The organism is Burkholderia sp. MSh2 (assembly GCF_000731655.1).
Classification (GTDB): domain Bacteria; phylum Pseudomonadota; class Gammaproteobacteria; order Burkholderiales; family Burkholderiaceae; genus Burkholderia; species Burkholderia paludis.
On sequence record NZ_JPGM01000030.1, the window covers coordinates 64165 to 78397 of the forward strand.

11 protein-coding genes are annotated in these 14233 nt (G+C 67.8%); 6 read left to right on the forward strand and 5 right to left on the reverse strand.

Going from position 1 to position 14233, the window contains the following annotated elements; all coding sequences use genetic code 11:
* Window positions 1-17 precede the first annotated feature (17 nt).
* The 5 genes from GQ57_RS19865 to GQ57_RS19885 all read left to right on the forward strand — a co-directional run bounded on the left by GQ57_RS19865 (window position 18) and on the right by GQ57_RS19885 (window position 6943).
* On the forward strand, window positions 18-998 hold the full coding sequence (locus tag GQ57_RS19865) for an AraC family transcriptional regulator (RefSeq protein ID WP_235212633.1): 981 nt from the start codon (window positions 18-20) through the stop codon (window positions 996-998).
* Between the two features lie 163 nt (window positions 999-1161).
* A complete protein-coding gene (locus GQ57_RS19870) occupies window positions 1162-2088 on the forward strand; it encodes a transporter (protein ID WP_034198815.1) in 927 nt (308 codons plus the stop codon).
* Between the two features lie 51 nt (window positions 2089-2139).
* Window positions 2140-3660, forward strand: a complete 1521-nt coding sequence (locus GQ57_RS19875) for a GMC family oxidoreductase (protein ID WP_031397683.1) — start codon at window positions 2140-2142, stop codon at window positions 3658-3660.
* A gap of 694 nt (window positions 3661-4354) precedes the next feature.
* Window positions 4355-5875 (forward strand): sugar ABC transporter ATP-binding protein, encoded by a 1521-nt coding sequence (locus GQ57_RS19880; RefSeq protein WP_052001410.1) that lies wholly within the window; start codon window positions 4355-4357, stop codon window positions 5873-5875.
* Window positions 5876-5884: 9 nt separating this feature from the next.
* Window positions 5885-6943, forward strand: a complete 1059-nt coding sequence (locus GQ57_RS19885; RefSeq protein WP_034198816.1) for an ABC transporter permease — start codon at window positions 5885-5887, stop codon at window positions 6941-6943.
* A gap of 45 nt (window positions 6944-6988) precedes the next feature.
* On the opposite strand, the gene GQ57_RS19890 is transcribed toward GQ57_RS19885, so the two are convergent.
* Genes GQ57_RS19890 through GQ57_RS19905 form a run of 4 tightly spaced genes read right to left on the reverse strand, consistent with a single transcriptional unit; the run spans window position 6989 to window position 11508 of the window.
* Window positions 6989-7948, reverse strand: a complete 960-nt coding sequence (locus GQ57_RS19890) for an ABC transporter permease (protein ID WP_031397686.1) — start codon at window positions 7946-7948, stop codon at window positions 6989-6991.
* Window positions 7941-8969, reverse strand: a complete 1029-nt coding sequence (locus tag GQ57_RS19895) for an ABC transporter permease (RefSeq protein ID WP_034198817.1) — start codon at window positions 8967-8969, stop codon at window positions 7941-7943. Before GQ57_RS19895 ends, GQ57_RS19890 begins: the two co-directional genes overlap by 8 nt.
* Window positions 8966-10510, reverse strand: a complete 1545-nt coding sequence (locus GQ57_RS19900; protein WP_034198818.1) for a sugar ABC transporter ATP-binding protein — start codon at window positions 10508-10510, stop codon at window positions 8966-8968. Before GQ57_RS19900 ends, GQ57_RS19895 begins: the two co-directional genes overlap by 4 nt.
* Complete coding sequence (locus GQ57_RS19905; protein WP_235215100.1) at window positions 10507-11508, reverse strand: sugar ABC transporter substrate-binding protein; 1002 nt, start codon at window positions 11506-11508, stop codon at window positions 10507-10509. Before GQ57_RS19905 ends, GQ57_RS19900 begins: the two co-directional genes overlap by 4 nt.
* A gap of 252 nt (window positions 11509-11760) precedes the next feature.
* Between GQ57_RS19905 and GQ57_RS19910 the strand changes: the two genes are divergently transcribed.
* Window positions 11761-12831 (forward strand): substrate-binding domain-containing protein, encoded by a 1071-nt coding sequence (locus GQ57_RS19910; RefSeq protein ID WP_034198819.1) that lies wholly within the window; start codon window positions 11761-11763, stop codon window positions 12829-12831.
* Between the two features lie 493 nt (window positions 12832-13324).
* Here the strand turns inward: GQ57_RS19910 and GQ57_RS19915 are convergent, their stop codons facing one another.
* Window positions 13325-14089 carry an IclR family transcriptional regulator gene (locus GQ57_RS19915; protein ID WP_034198850.1) on the reverse strand — a complete coding sequence of 255 codons (765 nt, stop codon included), beginning with the start codon at window positions 14087-14089 and terminating at the stop codon, window positions 13325-13327.
* Between the last annotated feature and the right edge of the window lie 144 nt (window positions 14090-14233).

The window sequence follows — 14233 nt, forward strand, 5'->3', positions numbered from 1 at the left end:
TACCCGGGGCGGTCAACATGGCAGCAGATCTTTCTTCACCGGCTATGACACATGAAATCGTCGTTGGCACGAGCAGCAGCGATACAAACCTCCGCGACCTCATTACGGAAAACTTTCTGCCGCTGCTGCTGCGGGATACCGGCCCACTCTTCCGGATGTCGGTGCGCTTTGCGGCGTCGGGGGGAATCCGCGTCGCGGATGTCGATACCTCGTCGATCAGGGTGGACCGGGATCGCGTGCTGGCGGAGCGGACGGATTGCGACTGCTACAAGATCCTGTTCCAGATTGCCGGACAAAGCCGCATCACCCAAAGAAACAAGACGTCGACCGTCAATCCCGGAGAGTGGGCTGTCTACGATGCGACTCAGGCGTATTCGATCGAATGCGCGGATGCGTCGCGGTTCGTTGCCGCGCTCATGCCGCCAAGAAGCAGCACCATGTGGCGGTGGTTCGTCGATCGTGCGGACGCGCGGGTGTACCGGACGGTCGGCAATGCTCATCTTGCCCTGCAGGCCATTCAGTACCTGATGGACGGGCGGGTTCCCGACGATCCGGAAAGCCTGTTCGGTTTCGAGCAGTCGACGTTGATGCTGCTCGATTCGGTGGTGCGCCGCGAGGCCAGCGGCTGTCTCGACAAAGCCGCCGCGCGAAGCGCGTCGCTGCGCATGAACGCGGAAATCTTCCTCGCGCGACACTACAGCGATCCCGACCTGACGCCGGACAGGCTTGCGCATGCGTTGAATGTATCGCGGCGTACGCTCTACGGCGCGCTTTCCGCGACGGGCCAGACGCCGCACGGGCTGATCCAGGAATATCGGCTGCAGGCCGGCAAGCGCGCACTCGAGGATCCGTCCGATACGAACCGCAACCTGCTGGAACTGGCAATGATGTGCGGTTTTTCCGACATGACGCATTTCGGTCGGCTGTTCAAGGCGAGATTCGGCTGCAGCCCCGGCGCGTATCGTCTCGCCAGCCGGAATGAATCGTACTCCGGGTAGCGCATGCTTCTTCCCGAGGTGTCGTGTCATATCCATGCGCCACGACGCAATTTGCACTCGGCGACGTAACGTCTGCACCCGGTGTACGAAGTCGAATGATTTGAATTCCTAAACTAATCGTCACGACAACATCAAGTGGTTGACGATAGTTCAGGAGACGATCATGAAGAGTAATCATGCAGCCGACCGAAAATTACGCGTGACCGGTTCATCCCGCCGGCCGCGCGTCTTGAAGATGGCTGCGCTCGCGATGGCGGTAGCTTGTTGCCCGACACTGGCCTCGGCGATCAGTGTCGATGCCGGCGACTACACCCCGCTGCCCGCCGGCGCGAACTTCGCCGGAATGTACTATCAGCACGCGGAAGATACCCGGATCTACGCGAACGGTTCGCGGGTGGCCGGCGGGGATATCACCCAGGATATCGGCATTGCGCGTTTCGTCCACTACACGTCGATCGACGGATTCATCGTCAACTACCAGGTGCTGATTCCGTTCGGCCATGTCGGCGGGACGAACCAGATGTCGGGCCTCGGCAACAACACGGGGACGGGAGATGTGATCTTTGCTTCGACCGTCTGGGTCGTCAACCATCCCGAGTCGAATACCTACCTGGGCATCACGCCGTTCATCTACGCGCCGACGGGCAGCTACGATCACAATCGCGAAATCAATCTCGGCGAGAACCGCTGGAAATTCGCGCTGCAGGCCGGCTTCATCACGCCCGTTGCGCCCAAGGTGATGCTCGACCTTGCCGCGGACGCCACGGCATTCACGCCGAACCACAACTATGGCGTGACCGGTGCGACTCTGACGGAGTCTCCGCTGTTCCAGGCGCAGGGCTGGTTGCGCTACCAGCTCACGAGCAGCTTTGACCTGCGGTTGGGGGGATCGTACGTCTTCGGCGGCAACCAGACAATCGCGGGCGTGTCTCAGGCCAACCGGCAATCGACGCCCAGCTTCCTCGTCGGAGCAGGATGGTTCCCCACGAAAACCTGGCAGGTCATCGCGCTCTTCGGCCGCCAGACCTCCACTGAAAACGGTCCGCTCGAGACGCAGCGCTTCAATCTCCGCGTTGCGCATTTCTTCTGATCGAGCCGCCGCACGTCGATCGTCAACACCTTCGAACAAGGATTAAAAACCATGGATGCATACGACTACATCGTTGTTGGCGCAGGTTCCGCCGGTTGTGTGATTGCCGCGCGATTGAGCGAGGATGCACGCGTTCGCGTGCTGCTCCTGGAAACCGGGCCGCGAGACGAGGATCCCAATATCGCGGCGCCGAGCGGTTGGCCGTCCCTGTGGAATACGCCGGTGGACTACGCGTACCACACGGTGCCGCAGGCGCATACCGCGGGGCGGTCGCATTACTGGCCGCGCGGGCGCACGCTCGGCGGGTCCAGCGCACTCAACGGCATGATTTACGTTCGCGGACACAAGAGCGACTACGATGCCTGGGCCTACCAGGGTTGCCTCGGGTGGGACTACGACTCCGTGCTGCCGTATTTCCGTCGATCGGAAGATTTCGAGGGGGGCGAAAATCGGTATCACGGTGTCGGCGGTCCGCTGCACGTGTCGCGCAATCGCGATCCGCATCCGATTTGCGAAGCCGCGATCGAGGCGGCGGTGCAGGCAGGCTTTGCGCGCAACGACGATTGCAACGGAGAAGCCATCGATGGCGTCGGCTACTGCGATCTCACGATCAAGGACGGCGTGCGCCAATCGACTGCGCGAGCGTTTCTGCAACCCGCGCGCGATCGCGCAAACCTGACGGTCAAGACCGGCGCACGCGTCGAAAAGCTGGTGCTCGCGGGCGATCGATGCGTCGGCGTTCGCTATCGCGAAGGAGCGTCGGTCGTCGATGCAATGGCCGAAAGCGAAGTGATCGTCAGCGGCGGCGCGATCGCCAGCCCGCAACTGCTGCTGCTTTCAGGTATCGGCCCGGCGGACGAACTCGCCCGCGTCGGGATCAGGGCAACGCATCACCTGCCGGGCGTCGGGAAAAACCTTCAGGACCACCTGCTTTGCAGCGTGATCTTCGAGGCGTCCAGGCCGATTCCCGCGCCGCGAAACAACATACTCGAGTCGCAGTTGTTCTGTCGCAGCGACGATCGTCGCATCGGTCCGGACTTGCAGCCGCTCTTCATGCATATCCCGTACTATGCGCCGGGCTTCGACGGTCCGGCAAATGCGTGGACGCTGTGCGCGGGCCTCATTCGTCCGGCGAGCCGTGGCGAGATTCGTCTCGCGTCGAACGATCCCGCCGCCGCGCCGCTGCTCGATCCGCGATATCTTTCCGAGAAATCGGATCTCGACCGCCTGGCGCAAGCCGTCCAGATCTGTCGCGATATCGGCAACCAGCCTGCCTTCGACGCGTGGCGGGCACGGGAGGTCTTGCCCGGGCCGGCCGGGAATGACCCCGCTGCGCTGCGCGAGTACGTGCGTCGCGCGTGCGTGACCTACCACCACATGGCCGGCACGTGCAAGATGGGCGTGGGCGCCGATGCCGTTGTCGATCCGGAACTGCGCGTGCGAGGGGTGAGCGGGCTTCGCGTTGCCGACGCGTCCATCATGCCGGACGTCGTCTCGGGAAACACCAATGCGCCGGCCATCATGATTGGCGAAAAGGCGGCCGCCCTGATCCGGCAATCGCAGCGGAAGTAAGTTCGGCCCACCCGCATCGGCGCGATGCGGGTGCATCGGAGGCCGGGGCTGCCGGCTCGCTGTCGAGCCGGCAGCCCGCATTTCCGCGTCGTCTCGCGCCGTGGAGCCGCGCCCGACGACGCGTGTCCGCATGCGTGTGCCCTGAGCCGGGGCGGGGCGGAAGACGGTTGCATCGTCACCGGACATTCCGGTCTACGCCGCTGCCGAGCGGCACCTGCCTGATCCAGACCCGCCCCCACGATTCCATTTGCCGCGCCATCGGTCCGGCACGTCGGAAGCGCTATCCGTCGTATGAGGGAAACGGCGGCGTCACGCGGCACATTCAGCGCAAGCGGTTGCGTCGCGCAGACGAGATGCCGGCCGATCCGGGCAGGGCAGCCGCTGCCCGCGCATTGCACGGGCAATGCCGGCATTCGCGTCCACGTCATATCGATGACAGAAATCGTTGTTTGCGGGCGCATCGTCCGGCGCGCTAGATTGGCCGGTCCGGCGTCGGGGCCAGCCCGGCGCGCGGCCATGCTCAACGTGGATCGACGTGGAGGCCGAAGCCGATGAGTCGCGACATGCCGTTCCCGCCAAGACGGAATTGCGCCGGCGCAACGTGTCCGGTCGCACGCTTCGGTTGCTCGTACGGCATCGCGAATTCGACGAACTCGATGCCGCTCGCCGAGCCCCCCATCTTTCCGGCACTGCATTGACGACGACCTCATCGAACCCGCGCGTTGAGCGACGGCATCGCGTCGCGCCGCCCCCCGTCCTGACCGCCGCCAGCGTGTCGAAGCGCTTCGACGCGACGATCGCGCTCGCATCGGTCGACCTGTCGATCGGCGCCGGCGAAGTCGTCGCGCTGATGGGGGCCAACGGCGCGGGCAAATCGACGTTCGTCAAGATCCTGAGCGGCGTGATCCGTCACGACGGCGGCACGCTGACGCTGCACGGCACGCCTTACCGGCCGGCGTCGCCGCACGCGGCCAAGCAACTCGGCGTCGCGACCGTGCATCAGTCGGTCGCGGACGCGGTCGTGCCGACGCTGTCGATCGCCGACAACCTGCTGCTCGACCGGTTGTGCGATCCGGCCTCGCCGTGGCGCGTGCCGCCGGCAGCCCGGCGCGATGCCGCACGGCCGCTCGCCAGGCGCGTCGGCCTCGATGTCGACCTGGCGGCCCCGCTCGCGTCGCTTTCGCTGGCGGACCAGCAGCGCGTGACGCTCGCGCGTGCGCTTGCCGGGCAGCCGGGCCTGCTGATCCTCGACGAACCGACCGCGAGCCTGTCCGCGCCGGAGGCCGAGCGCCTGTTCGCGCTGCTCGATGCGTTGCGTGACGACGGCGTCGCAATCCTGCTGGTGTCGCACCGGCTCGGCGACCTGCGCCGCATTGCCGACCGCGTCGCGATCGTGCGCGACGGACGGATCGTCGCCGATCTCGCCGCACCGGTCGATTTCGACGCGGCGGTGGAAACGATGATCGGGCGGCCGTTGCCGGCCGCGCGCATGCCGGGCGCGGTTCCGGCCGCATCGTCCGACGCGGGCCTGAGCCTGCGCGGGCTCCGGTTGAGGCCGGCCAGCACGCCGTTCGATCTCGACGTGCGGCGCGGCGAGATCGTCGCGATCGCGGGCCCGGTCGGCGCCGGCAAATCGCGCCTCGCGAACACGATCTTCGGCGCCGTGCGCGCCGCACAGGGTGCGATGACGCTCGACGGCCGGCCGTGGCGCCCGCGTTCGCCCGCCGACGCGATTCGCGCCGGCGTGTTCCTCGCCGGCGAGGACCGCTGGCGCTCGTCGCTGTTTCCCGACAGCGTGCCGTTTGCGTCGATCGCGGGCACGATCAGCTTCCCGTTCCTGTCGCGCTGGTTCGGCGGCGGTGCGGTGCGCGCCGCGCACGAACGCGCGGCGGCGGCTGCCGCGATCGAGCGCTTCGGGATTCGCTGCACGGGCCCGGACGATCGTCTCGCGCGGCTGTCCGGCGGCAACCAGCAGAAGGTCGTGCTTGCCCGCTGGCACGCGGAACCCGCGCGACTGCTATTGCTCGACGAACCGTTCCAGGGCATCGACGCCGGCGCGCGCGCCGATATCGTCGATACGTTGCGGCGACACGCGCCCGAACGCGCCACGCTCGTCTTCGTCAGCGATCTCGAAGAGGCCGCCGAAGTCGCCGATCGGGTCGTCCGGTTCGATCGCGCGACGCTCGATCGTTCATTCCTCAACCCGTCAGACTGAGCCATTGCGATGCTGAAATCCGCCACGCCCGCCGTTGCACCCGATGCGGCTTCCACCGGGCCGGCGCTGCCCGCGTCCGCGCGCCTGCGCGCCGGCCTCGAACGCACCGGCATCCTGCTGGTGCTCGCCGCGCTGGTCGTCATCTTCACCGTCAAGGAGCCCGCGTTCCTGAACGTGGACAACCTGTTCAGCATCCTGCAGGCGGTGTCGATCGTCGCGCTGCTCGGGATCGGCGTGACGATCACGCTTGCGGCGGGCGGCTTCGACCTGTCGGTGGGCAGCATCGCCGCATCCGCGCAGATGGCGGCCAGCTACGTGCTGGTCGTCTGGCACGGCAGCGCGCTCGCGGCGGTGGCCGCCTGCATCGCGCTCGGCGTGGCCGCCGGCCTGTTCAACGGCGTGCTGATCACACGCTTGCGCGTGCCGGACCAGCTCGCGACGCTCGGCACGCTGTTCCTGCTCGCGGGCCTGCAACTGATCCCGACCGGCGGGCGTTCGCTCGCGACCGGTTCGGTGCTGCCCGACGGCACGGAAGCCGGCGGCACGTTTACCGACGCGTTTCTCGCGCTCGGGCGCCTGCGCGTGTTCGACGTGGTGCCGTTGCCGGTCCTGATACTGGCCGCGGTGACGGTGCTGGCCTGCGTGGCGATGGAGACGACGCGTTGGGGCCGCGTGATCTATGCGATCGGCGGCAACGAGACGGCCGCGCGGCTCGCCGGTGCGCCCGCCGCGCGCTACCGGGTCGCCGCCTATGTCGTGTCGGGTGCGATCGCGGCGCTGGGCGGCGTATTGATTGCCGCCCGCGTCGGGCGTGGCGACGTCAGTGCCGGGCATTCGCTGCTGCTCGATGCGGTGGCCGCCGCGCTGGTCGGGTACGCGGTGTGGGGCGCGAAGCGGCCGAACGTGTTCGGCACCGTGGTCGGCGCCGTGTTCGTCGGCGTGCTGCTCAATGGCCTGACCATGCTGAATGCGCCGTACTACCTGCAGGATTTCGTGAAAGGAGCGTTGCTGGTGCTCGCGCTGGCGTTCACGTTCGGCATCGGCCGGCGCGCGGATGCCCGCGCGTGAGCGGGGCGGGCGGACCTGCAGGCATTGCGTGGCGGCCGCAGCCGCTTACGCGGTGCGCACGCGCCGCTCCATGAAGCTCAGCGCGAGCACCGCAAGGATCAGCGCGCCGGTGGCCACCTGCTGCCAGTAGAAGTTCCAGCCGATCAGCAGCAGCCCGTTGGCGACGAGGCTGATCAGCAGCACGCCGAGCAGGGTGCCGGCGACGCCGGGCCGGCGCGTCGGCGATAGCGTCGTGCCGATGAAGGTCGCGCCGATCGCGTTCAGCAGGAAGCCGTTGCCGGCCTGCGGCACATAGGCCTTGACCGTCGACGACAGCAGCAGGCCGACCACGCCGTAGACGAGCGCGCTCGCGACGAACGTCGCGACGACGGTCGCCGCGACCGGCAGCCCGGAATGGCGCGCGACGCCCGGCTGCGCGCCGAGCGCGGCGCTGTACCGCCCGAACGCCGAATGCGCGAGCGCGACATGCACGACGACGCCGAGCACGACGACGCACCACAGCGGCACCGGCACGCCCGCGAGCGTGCCGTGCGCGAGCGCGCCGAACAGCGGCGGCAGCGCCACGTTCAGCAGATAGACGGGCTGGCCGCCGCCGGTGGCGAGCTGCTGGACGGTCTGGCCGATGAACAGCGTGCCGAGCGTCGCGAGAAACGGCGCGATCCCGAGCCCGGCGATCAGCGCGCCGTTGAACGCACCGACCAGCACCGCCGCGCCGAGGCCGCCGAGCAGCGCCGGCAGCACGCCCACCTGGTGCGCGACCAGCTGCACGAACACGAGGCTCGCGACGTCGATCGCGGTGCCCAGCGACAGGTCGACCGCGCCGATCGACAGCGCGAGCGTCATCCCGAGCGCGGCGATCGAGAGCAGCGCAAAGTTGTTCACCAGCACGTCGGCGAGATTGGCGGGCCGCGCGAATCCCGGCGCGAACACCGCGAAGAAGGCGATCACGGCGAGCAGTGCCGCCACGAGCGAGAACCGCTGCAGGCGGCCGATCCGTTCAGTCATGGGCATGGTGTTCCGTATGGCGGCGCCGAATCAGCGCGGTCGTCGCGACGACGAACAGGATCAGCGCGCCTTCGACGCCGTTGACCCAGTAGCTCGACACGTTGTCGAGCTGGAAGCCGTTGCCGACAATGCCGACGAACAGCGCGGCGAGCAGCGTGCCCGGCACCGTCGGCACGAGCCGCCGCGAGAACACGACGCCGAGCAGGGCGACCGCGACGACGGCCAGCAGGTTTTCGCCGGCGCCGGGCGAGCTGCCGCTCAACAGCGCGCTCGACGCAAGGGCGGCCAGCGCGGCGGCGACGCCGCTCAGCACGTAGCTGGCCGCGACGTACGCATTCACGCGCAGCCCGGCCGCCCGGGCGGCATCGCGATACGCGCCGGTCGCGGCGAGCCGCAGGCCGAAGCGGGTCCGATGCAGCAGCACGGCAAACAGCAGCGCGACGATCAGCAGCGCGGACGCGAGATGCGGCACGTCGAACGGGCCGTTGTCGATCAGGAAGGCCAGCACCGGGCTCGTGGCCGCGACCGCCGTGTTCTGCGTCAGCACCAGTTCGAAGCCGGCGCACAGATTCATCGTCGTCAGCGTGGCCAGCAGCGGGAAGATGCGCAGCGCGATCACCGCGAACGCGTTGAGCGCACCGACGGCCGCGCCGGTGGCCAGCATCAGCGCAAGCGCCGCGCCGTCCGGCAGGCCGTCACGCAGCGCGACGGCCTGCACGGCCGCGCACAGGCCCATGTTCGCCGCGATCGACAGGTCGAGACCGCCGCGGATCGGATCGGGGCCGCCGCCGATCAGCACGGCCGTCAGCCCGAACCCGAGAATGCCGACCACGGCCGACTGCTGCAGCACGTTCGCGAGGTTCGCGACCGTGAGAAAGAGCGGCGAACTCGCGGCAAACACCGCGCACACGACGGCGAACGCCAGCACCGCGCCCCAGCGCAACCAGAATTGCGCGCCGAACGCGTCCGGCGGACGGGCGAACGCCGCATCGACCGGCGCGCGACCGAGGATCCGGTTCATGTGACGGCCTCCTGCCTCGGTGCCTGGCTGCGTGCGCCGGTGGTCCAGGCGAGCAGATCCTGGCGCGTGGCGTCGCGGGTCGCGACTTCACGCACGATCCGGCCGCGCGCCATCACGAGCACGCGATCGGTGACGTCCAGCAGCTCGATCAGGTCGCTCGAGAACAGCAGGACCGCCGCGCCGTCGCGGGCGAGGCGATCGAGCAGCCGGTAGATTTCCGTCTTGGCGCCGATATCGACGCCCACCGTCGGCTCGTCCAGCAGATAGACCGGCGATGCGCGGTCCGCGCCGCGACTGAGCCATTTCGCGAGTGCGACCTTCTGCTGGTTGCCGCCGGACAGGTGGCGCACCGGCGCGTCCGGGCCGGGCGCCCGCACGCCGAGCGCGGCGATCAGCCGCCGCACCGCGTCGTCCTCGCGGCGCCGTGCGACCAGGCCGAGGCGGGTGAAGCGCGCGAGGCTCGCGAGCGTGATGTTCTCGCGCACCGACAGGCTCGGCGCGACGCCGTGCGAGCGGCGGTCTTCCGGGACGAACGCGATGCCGCGACGCACCGCGTCGCGCGGGCTGCGCAGTCGCGCCGCGCGGCCGTCGAGCGTCACCGTGCCGCGCACGCCGCGTTCGAGACCGAACAGGCTGCGCACGACCTGCTTGCCGCCGGAACCGAGCAGCCCGGTGACGCCGACGATCTCGCCGCGCCGGACCTCGAACGACACGTCGTCGAACCGGCCGGGCAGCGCGAGGCCGGCAACCCGCAGCGCAGACGGGCCGGGCACGCGCACCGGCGCATGCGATCGCGCGGCGACCTCGGTGCCGATCATCGCCGCGACGAGCGCCTCGGTCGGCGTGGTCCGTGCGTCGACGTGCGCGACGTCCGCGCCGTCGCGCAGCACGGTGACGCGATCGCAGATCGCCGCAATCTCGTTCAGGTAGTGCGACACGTAGAGGATCGTCAGCCCGCGGCGACGCAGCCGGTCGAGCGTTTGCAGCAGGCGGTCGACCTCGCTGCTGACGAGCGCGGCGGTCGGTTCGTCGAGCACGAGGATGCGCGGATCGCGCATCAACGCGCGCGTGATCTGCACGATCTGCCGCTCGGCGACGCTCAGCTCGGCGATCAGCCGGCTCGGCGGCAGGTCGAGACCGAAATGCGCGTGCAGCGCCTCGCTTGCTTCTCGTCGCATGCGGCGCGACGCGAGCAGCCCGAGCGGGCCCGGGCCGAAGGCCGGCTCGCTGCCGAACTGCAGCGCCTCGGCGACCGTGAAGGTCGCCGGCAGCAGGCGCTCCTGATGGATGAACGCGATGCCGGACGGCGGCGTGCGGCGCCCGAGCGCCCGGGGCGCGCCGTCGATTGCGATCGTCCCGGCGTCGGCCGTGTCGATGCCGGCGAGAATCCGGATCAGCGTCGATTTGCCCGCGCCATTCTGCCCGATCAGCCCGTGCACGGTGCCGCGCGCGACGTCGAGCGACGCGCCGCGCAACGCCGGCACGCCATCGAAGTGCTTGACGATCCCGCGCAGCGCCAGCGCGGGCGTGCCGGCGCTCATTTCGGGGCGGCGGCCTGCCCGAGCGTCTGCTGGGCCGACCCCGCGTTGTCCTTCGTGACGAGCAGCGACGGGACATACGTATAGGGCGGCAGCGCGCGGTCGCCGGCCAGGTAGCGCGCGACATTGTCGACCGCGGTCTTGCCGATCAGCGCGGGCTGTTGCGCGACCACGGCCGCCGCGCTCGATTTCGGATCTCTCACGAGCGCGACGACATCGGGGCTGCCGTCCACCGCGTAGGTCCTGATCTCGCCGCGGCCCGCGGCGTCGACGGCCTGCGTCGCGCCGACCTGCGGCACGTCCCATGCGGCCCAGATGGCGGAAACCTGCCCCTTCGGGTATTTCGCGAGCAACTGGCTGACCTGCGCGTATGCGCTCTGCACGGTGTTGGGAATCACGTCGCGCAACTCGGGCTGCAGGATCTTCACCTTCGGGTAGTACTTCAGCACCGCCTTCAACTGGTCGTAGCGAATCGCGCACACAGGTACGCCGTAGAAGCCGTTGAATACGAGGATGTTGCCTTCGCCGTGGATATCGTTGACGAGCTTCAGCGCGAGCTGCTCGCCGATGAAGAAGTTGTCCGAGGTCGTGACGTTGAGGCTCGACGGCGACGCCGTGTCGATCGTGAACAGCGGAATACCGGCTTGCCGGATCTTCTGCAGCCACGGTTCGAGCACGCTTGCCGTGCCGAGCTGCTCGATGATGGCGTCGGGCTTCTGCGCGATCAGCGTCTGGATCTGTGCGATCTGGCGGTTGTCGTTGCGGCCCGCGTCGAGCGCGATCGGCGTGCCGCCGAGACGCTTCACTTCGTCGATCGCCCCCTGGTATGCCTTCAGGTCCCAGTAATGATCGGTGCCGATCGCCGTGATGCCGATGCGCTTGCCCTTCAGCGACGGCACGGCCGCGTCGCCTTGCGCGCGGGCGGGGGAAAACGTGGCGACGGCGGCGAGCGCCAGCAGGGTGGCGGCGAGCGCGCGGCGGGTCAGGGCGGGGCGGATCATGGCGTCGGTCGGGTCTGGATGGCGCGAGGGGGCTGAACTGCACGACTCTAATGACAACGCCGGCAGGCCCTAACCATCGATTCCTGCTACGCATATCACGCCCGCGCTCGATTGCTTGTTCCGCGATCGACGCCCTCGGGCCGCCGACGATTTGCCATTCGACGGAATATCGATTGCCGAATCGCTCGGTTTGAACCGGTTCGCCGCGCTGCTAGATTTTTCCGATCCCGACACTCGCCAAGGCAAACCAGCATGCGATTCCCGTTCCTTCGTCCATCGCGCCCCGGCCGGGTGCTCCGCTCGCTTGCGCTCCTGTCCGTTGCCGCGCTGACCGTGTCCGCGTCGCATGCCGGCCCGCTCAAAGGCGCGCCCGCGCCGTTCGACAAGGGCGGCGTGAAAATCGCGCTCGTCAACTACCTGTCGACCGGCGATTTCTTCCAGGCGTACGAGGCCGGTGCGCAGAAGCAGGCGAAGGCCCTCGGCATCGACCTGCGCATCTACGAGGGCCGCCAGGATGCGGCCGAGCAGCGCGAGCAGATCCAGCAGGCGATCAGCGTCGGCGTGTCGGCGATCATCGTCAACCACGGGCTGCCCGAATCGCTGAAGGACGTCGTGCAGCGCGCGCTGGACAAGGGCATCAAGGTCGTCGCGTTCGACGTCGATCTCGGCAACCCGAAGGTGCCGCAGATCGAGCAGAGCGATCGCGACCTCGCGAACCTGCTGCTCGACCAGGCGGTGAAGGACAACGGCGATGCGTTCTCGGCCGGCTACGTGTACGTCGCCGGGTTCGCGCCGCTCGACCGGCGCGACGCCTCGTGGCGGGATTTCAAGCGTGCGCATCCGAACGTGCGCGAACAGGCACGCTGGGGCACCGTCGACAATCCGATCGCGCAATCGGTCGCGAATCAGGCGGCCGCGGCCTATCGTGCGCATCCCGACATCCGCGTGGTGTTCGCGCCTTACGACGAATTTGCGCGCGGCGCGAAGCTTGCGGCCGACGAGGCGAAGCTCGCGTCGAAGCTGCGCATCTACAGCGCGGACATTTCGACCGCCGATATCGAGGCCATCCGCGCGCCCGGCAGCGCGTGGGTCGCGACCGCCGCCACGAATCCCGCGGTCGTCGGCGCCGTGTCGGTGAGGGCCGCCGCGCTGCTCGTCGCCGGGCAAGATCCGGGGCGGCGGATCGTCGTCAAGCCGACGCTGATCACGCGTGACGATCTCGTGAAGAACGACATCCGGACGATCGCGGAACTCAGTGCGAAATTTCCCGCGTTTCGGGCAAGCGATGCGGTGACGGCTGCGTGGATTCCGGCGACGGATTGAGGTGCGGGGGATTTTCCTGTTCGTGGGGGGGGGGTCGTGCCTGCGGCGGATTCTTGCGGGCTTATCCGGACAGGAATTCTCTTGAACGATGCGGAGGGCGATGCAGGATCGATTTCACGTTACCAATGGATCATCCCCCGACGGTTTGCCGTTCGTCGGCAATCCTGTGGCGCTCGCGCGCGTCGGCGAAGCGTGCGCGGGTGGGTGAAGCAGGAAGCGTTGCACCACCGTGCCGAGAGCGCGTGTCTCGAGAAGCCGACGTGCGTGGCGTTGCTGAGGCGCGCCCGGTGCGGGGTCATGCCGGCCTTGCACGTCCGGCCCGTGCAGCGGCCATGCCGGCACGCGTGCGCTTGCCGATCAACGAGCGTACGGGCTGGATAAGTGCGGCTGTCATGTGAAAAGCAGGCAACCTGCCGACGGTTCCGTCGGGATGGCTTCAGTCGCGGACTCGAGCGACATTGCGCCGCTCGAGACGGGCAATCGAATTGACCGCTTACCGTGTGGTGCCGATTGCCCGGGCGGCCTCGATGGCGAGTGGGGAAAATCGCTCGATGAAGTCCGCCTTTGCCCACTCGGCGCGCGATCCTGCGATGTGAACCGCACCAAGCGGATAGCCGTCGCGATCGACGACCGCGCTGGCGAGTACAAATTCGCCGATCAGCGACTCTTCCTCGGCAAAGGAGAAGTTCTGGACGCGAGCTTCCTCGATTTTTTCCTTGATGCGGCCGATATCGGTAATCGTCCTGGGCGTCAGGGGCGCCAGCGTGGAACGCCCGAGGATATCGTCCACCGCCGCATCGTCGAGCTTCGACAGAATCGCGCGCCCACCGGACGAGCAATAGGTCGGGATGCGTCGACCGGGCAGCGTAGCGTAGTAGGTTTCACGCTTCGATTGCCGGCGTAACGCGTAAATGATGAAGGTGTCGTCGAACAGGCTGAGATCCACCCGCTCGCCGGCCTGTTTCTGAATCTCGTTCAGTAGCGGCGTGGCTCTTTCGATCAGTGACGAACTGCGCAAGAAATCGAAGCTGCGCGCAAGAATCGCTTTGCCCAACACGAGACCGCGGCCGCCATCCTTCCGTTCCAGATAGCCCTTCAGTACCAGCGTGTGCGCAAGGCGCTGGGTCGCGCTGCGGTCCAGACCGGTCAACTTGGCCAGATCGCCGAGACTCAACGCATCGTCGTGCGTCGAGAACGCCTCGAGCAGTTCGAGCCCACGGGCGAGCGATTGCACATAGAGATTGTCCTTGGTTGCCACGTACGCCTCCTGGCGGTTGATCAGGGTTTTCCCAGTTGCGAGCAATACGGCAAGATGCAATTATATCAAATATCGATGCAAGTGTATTGCTATTTAATACTTTAGTCAAGCATCCTGTCCTGCATGACCCGGGCTGCACGCCGG

Excerpts from the sequence above, each read along its gene's own strand:
- GQ57_RS19865 (WP_235212633.1), top strand. The coding sequence starts at position 18 with ATGGCAGCAGATCTTTCTTCACCGGCTATGACACATGAAATCGTCGTT.
- GQ57_RS19870 (WP_034198815.1), top strand. The coding sequence starts at position 1,162 with ATGAAGAGTAATCATGCAGCCGACCGAAAATTACGCGTGACCGGTTCA.
- GQ57_RS19875 (WP_031397683.1), top strand. The coding sequence starts at position 2,140 with ATGGATGCATACGACTACATCGTTGTTGGCGCAGGTTCCGCCGGTTGT.
- GQ57_RS19885 (WP_034198816.1), top strand. The coding sequence starts at position 5,885 with ATGCTGAAATCCGCCACGCCCGCCGTTGCACCCGATGCGGCTTCCACC.
- GQ57_RS19890 (WP_031397686.1), bottom strand. The coding sequence starts at position 7,948 with ATGACTGAACGGATCGGCCGCCTGCAGCGGTTCTCGCTCGTGGCGGCA.
- GQ57_RS19895 (WP_034198817.1), bottom strand. The coding sequence starts at position 8,969 with ATGAACCGGATCCTCGGTCGCGCGCCGGTCGATGCGGCGTTCGCCCGT.
- GQ57_RS19900 (WP_034198818.1), bottom strand. The coding sequence starts at position 10,510 with ATGAGCGCCGGCACGCCCGCGCTGGCGCTGCGCGGGATCGTCAAGCAC.
- GQ57_RS19905 (WP_235215100.1), bottom strand. The coding sequence starts at position 11,508 with ATGATCCGCCCCGCCCTGACCCGCCGCGCGCTCGCCGCCACCCTGCTG.
- GQ57_RS19910 (WP_034198819.1), top strand. The coding sequence starts at position 11,761 with ATGCGATTCCCGTTCCTTCGTCCATCGCGCCCCGGCCGGGTGCTCCGC.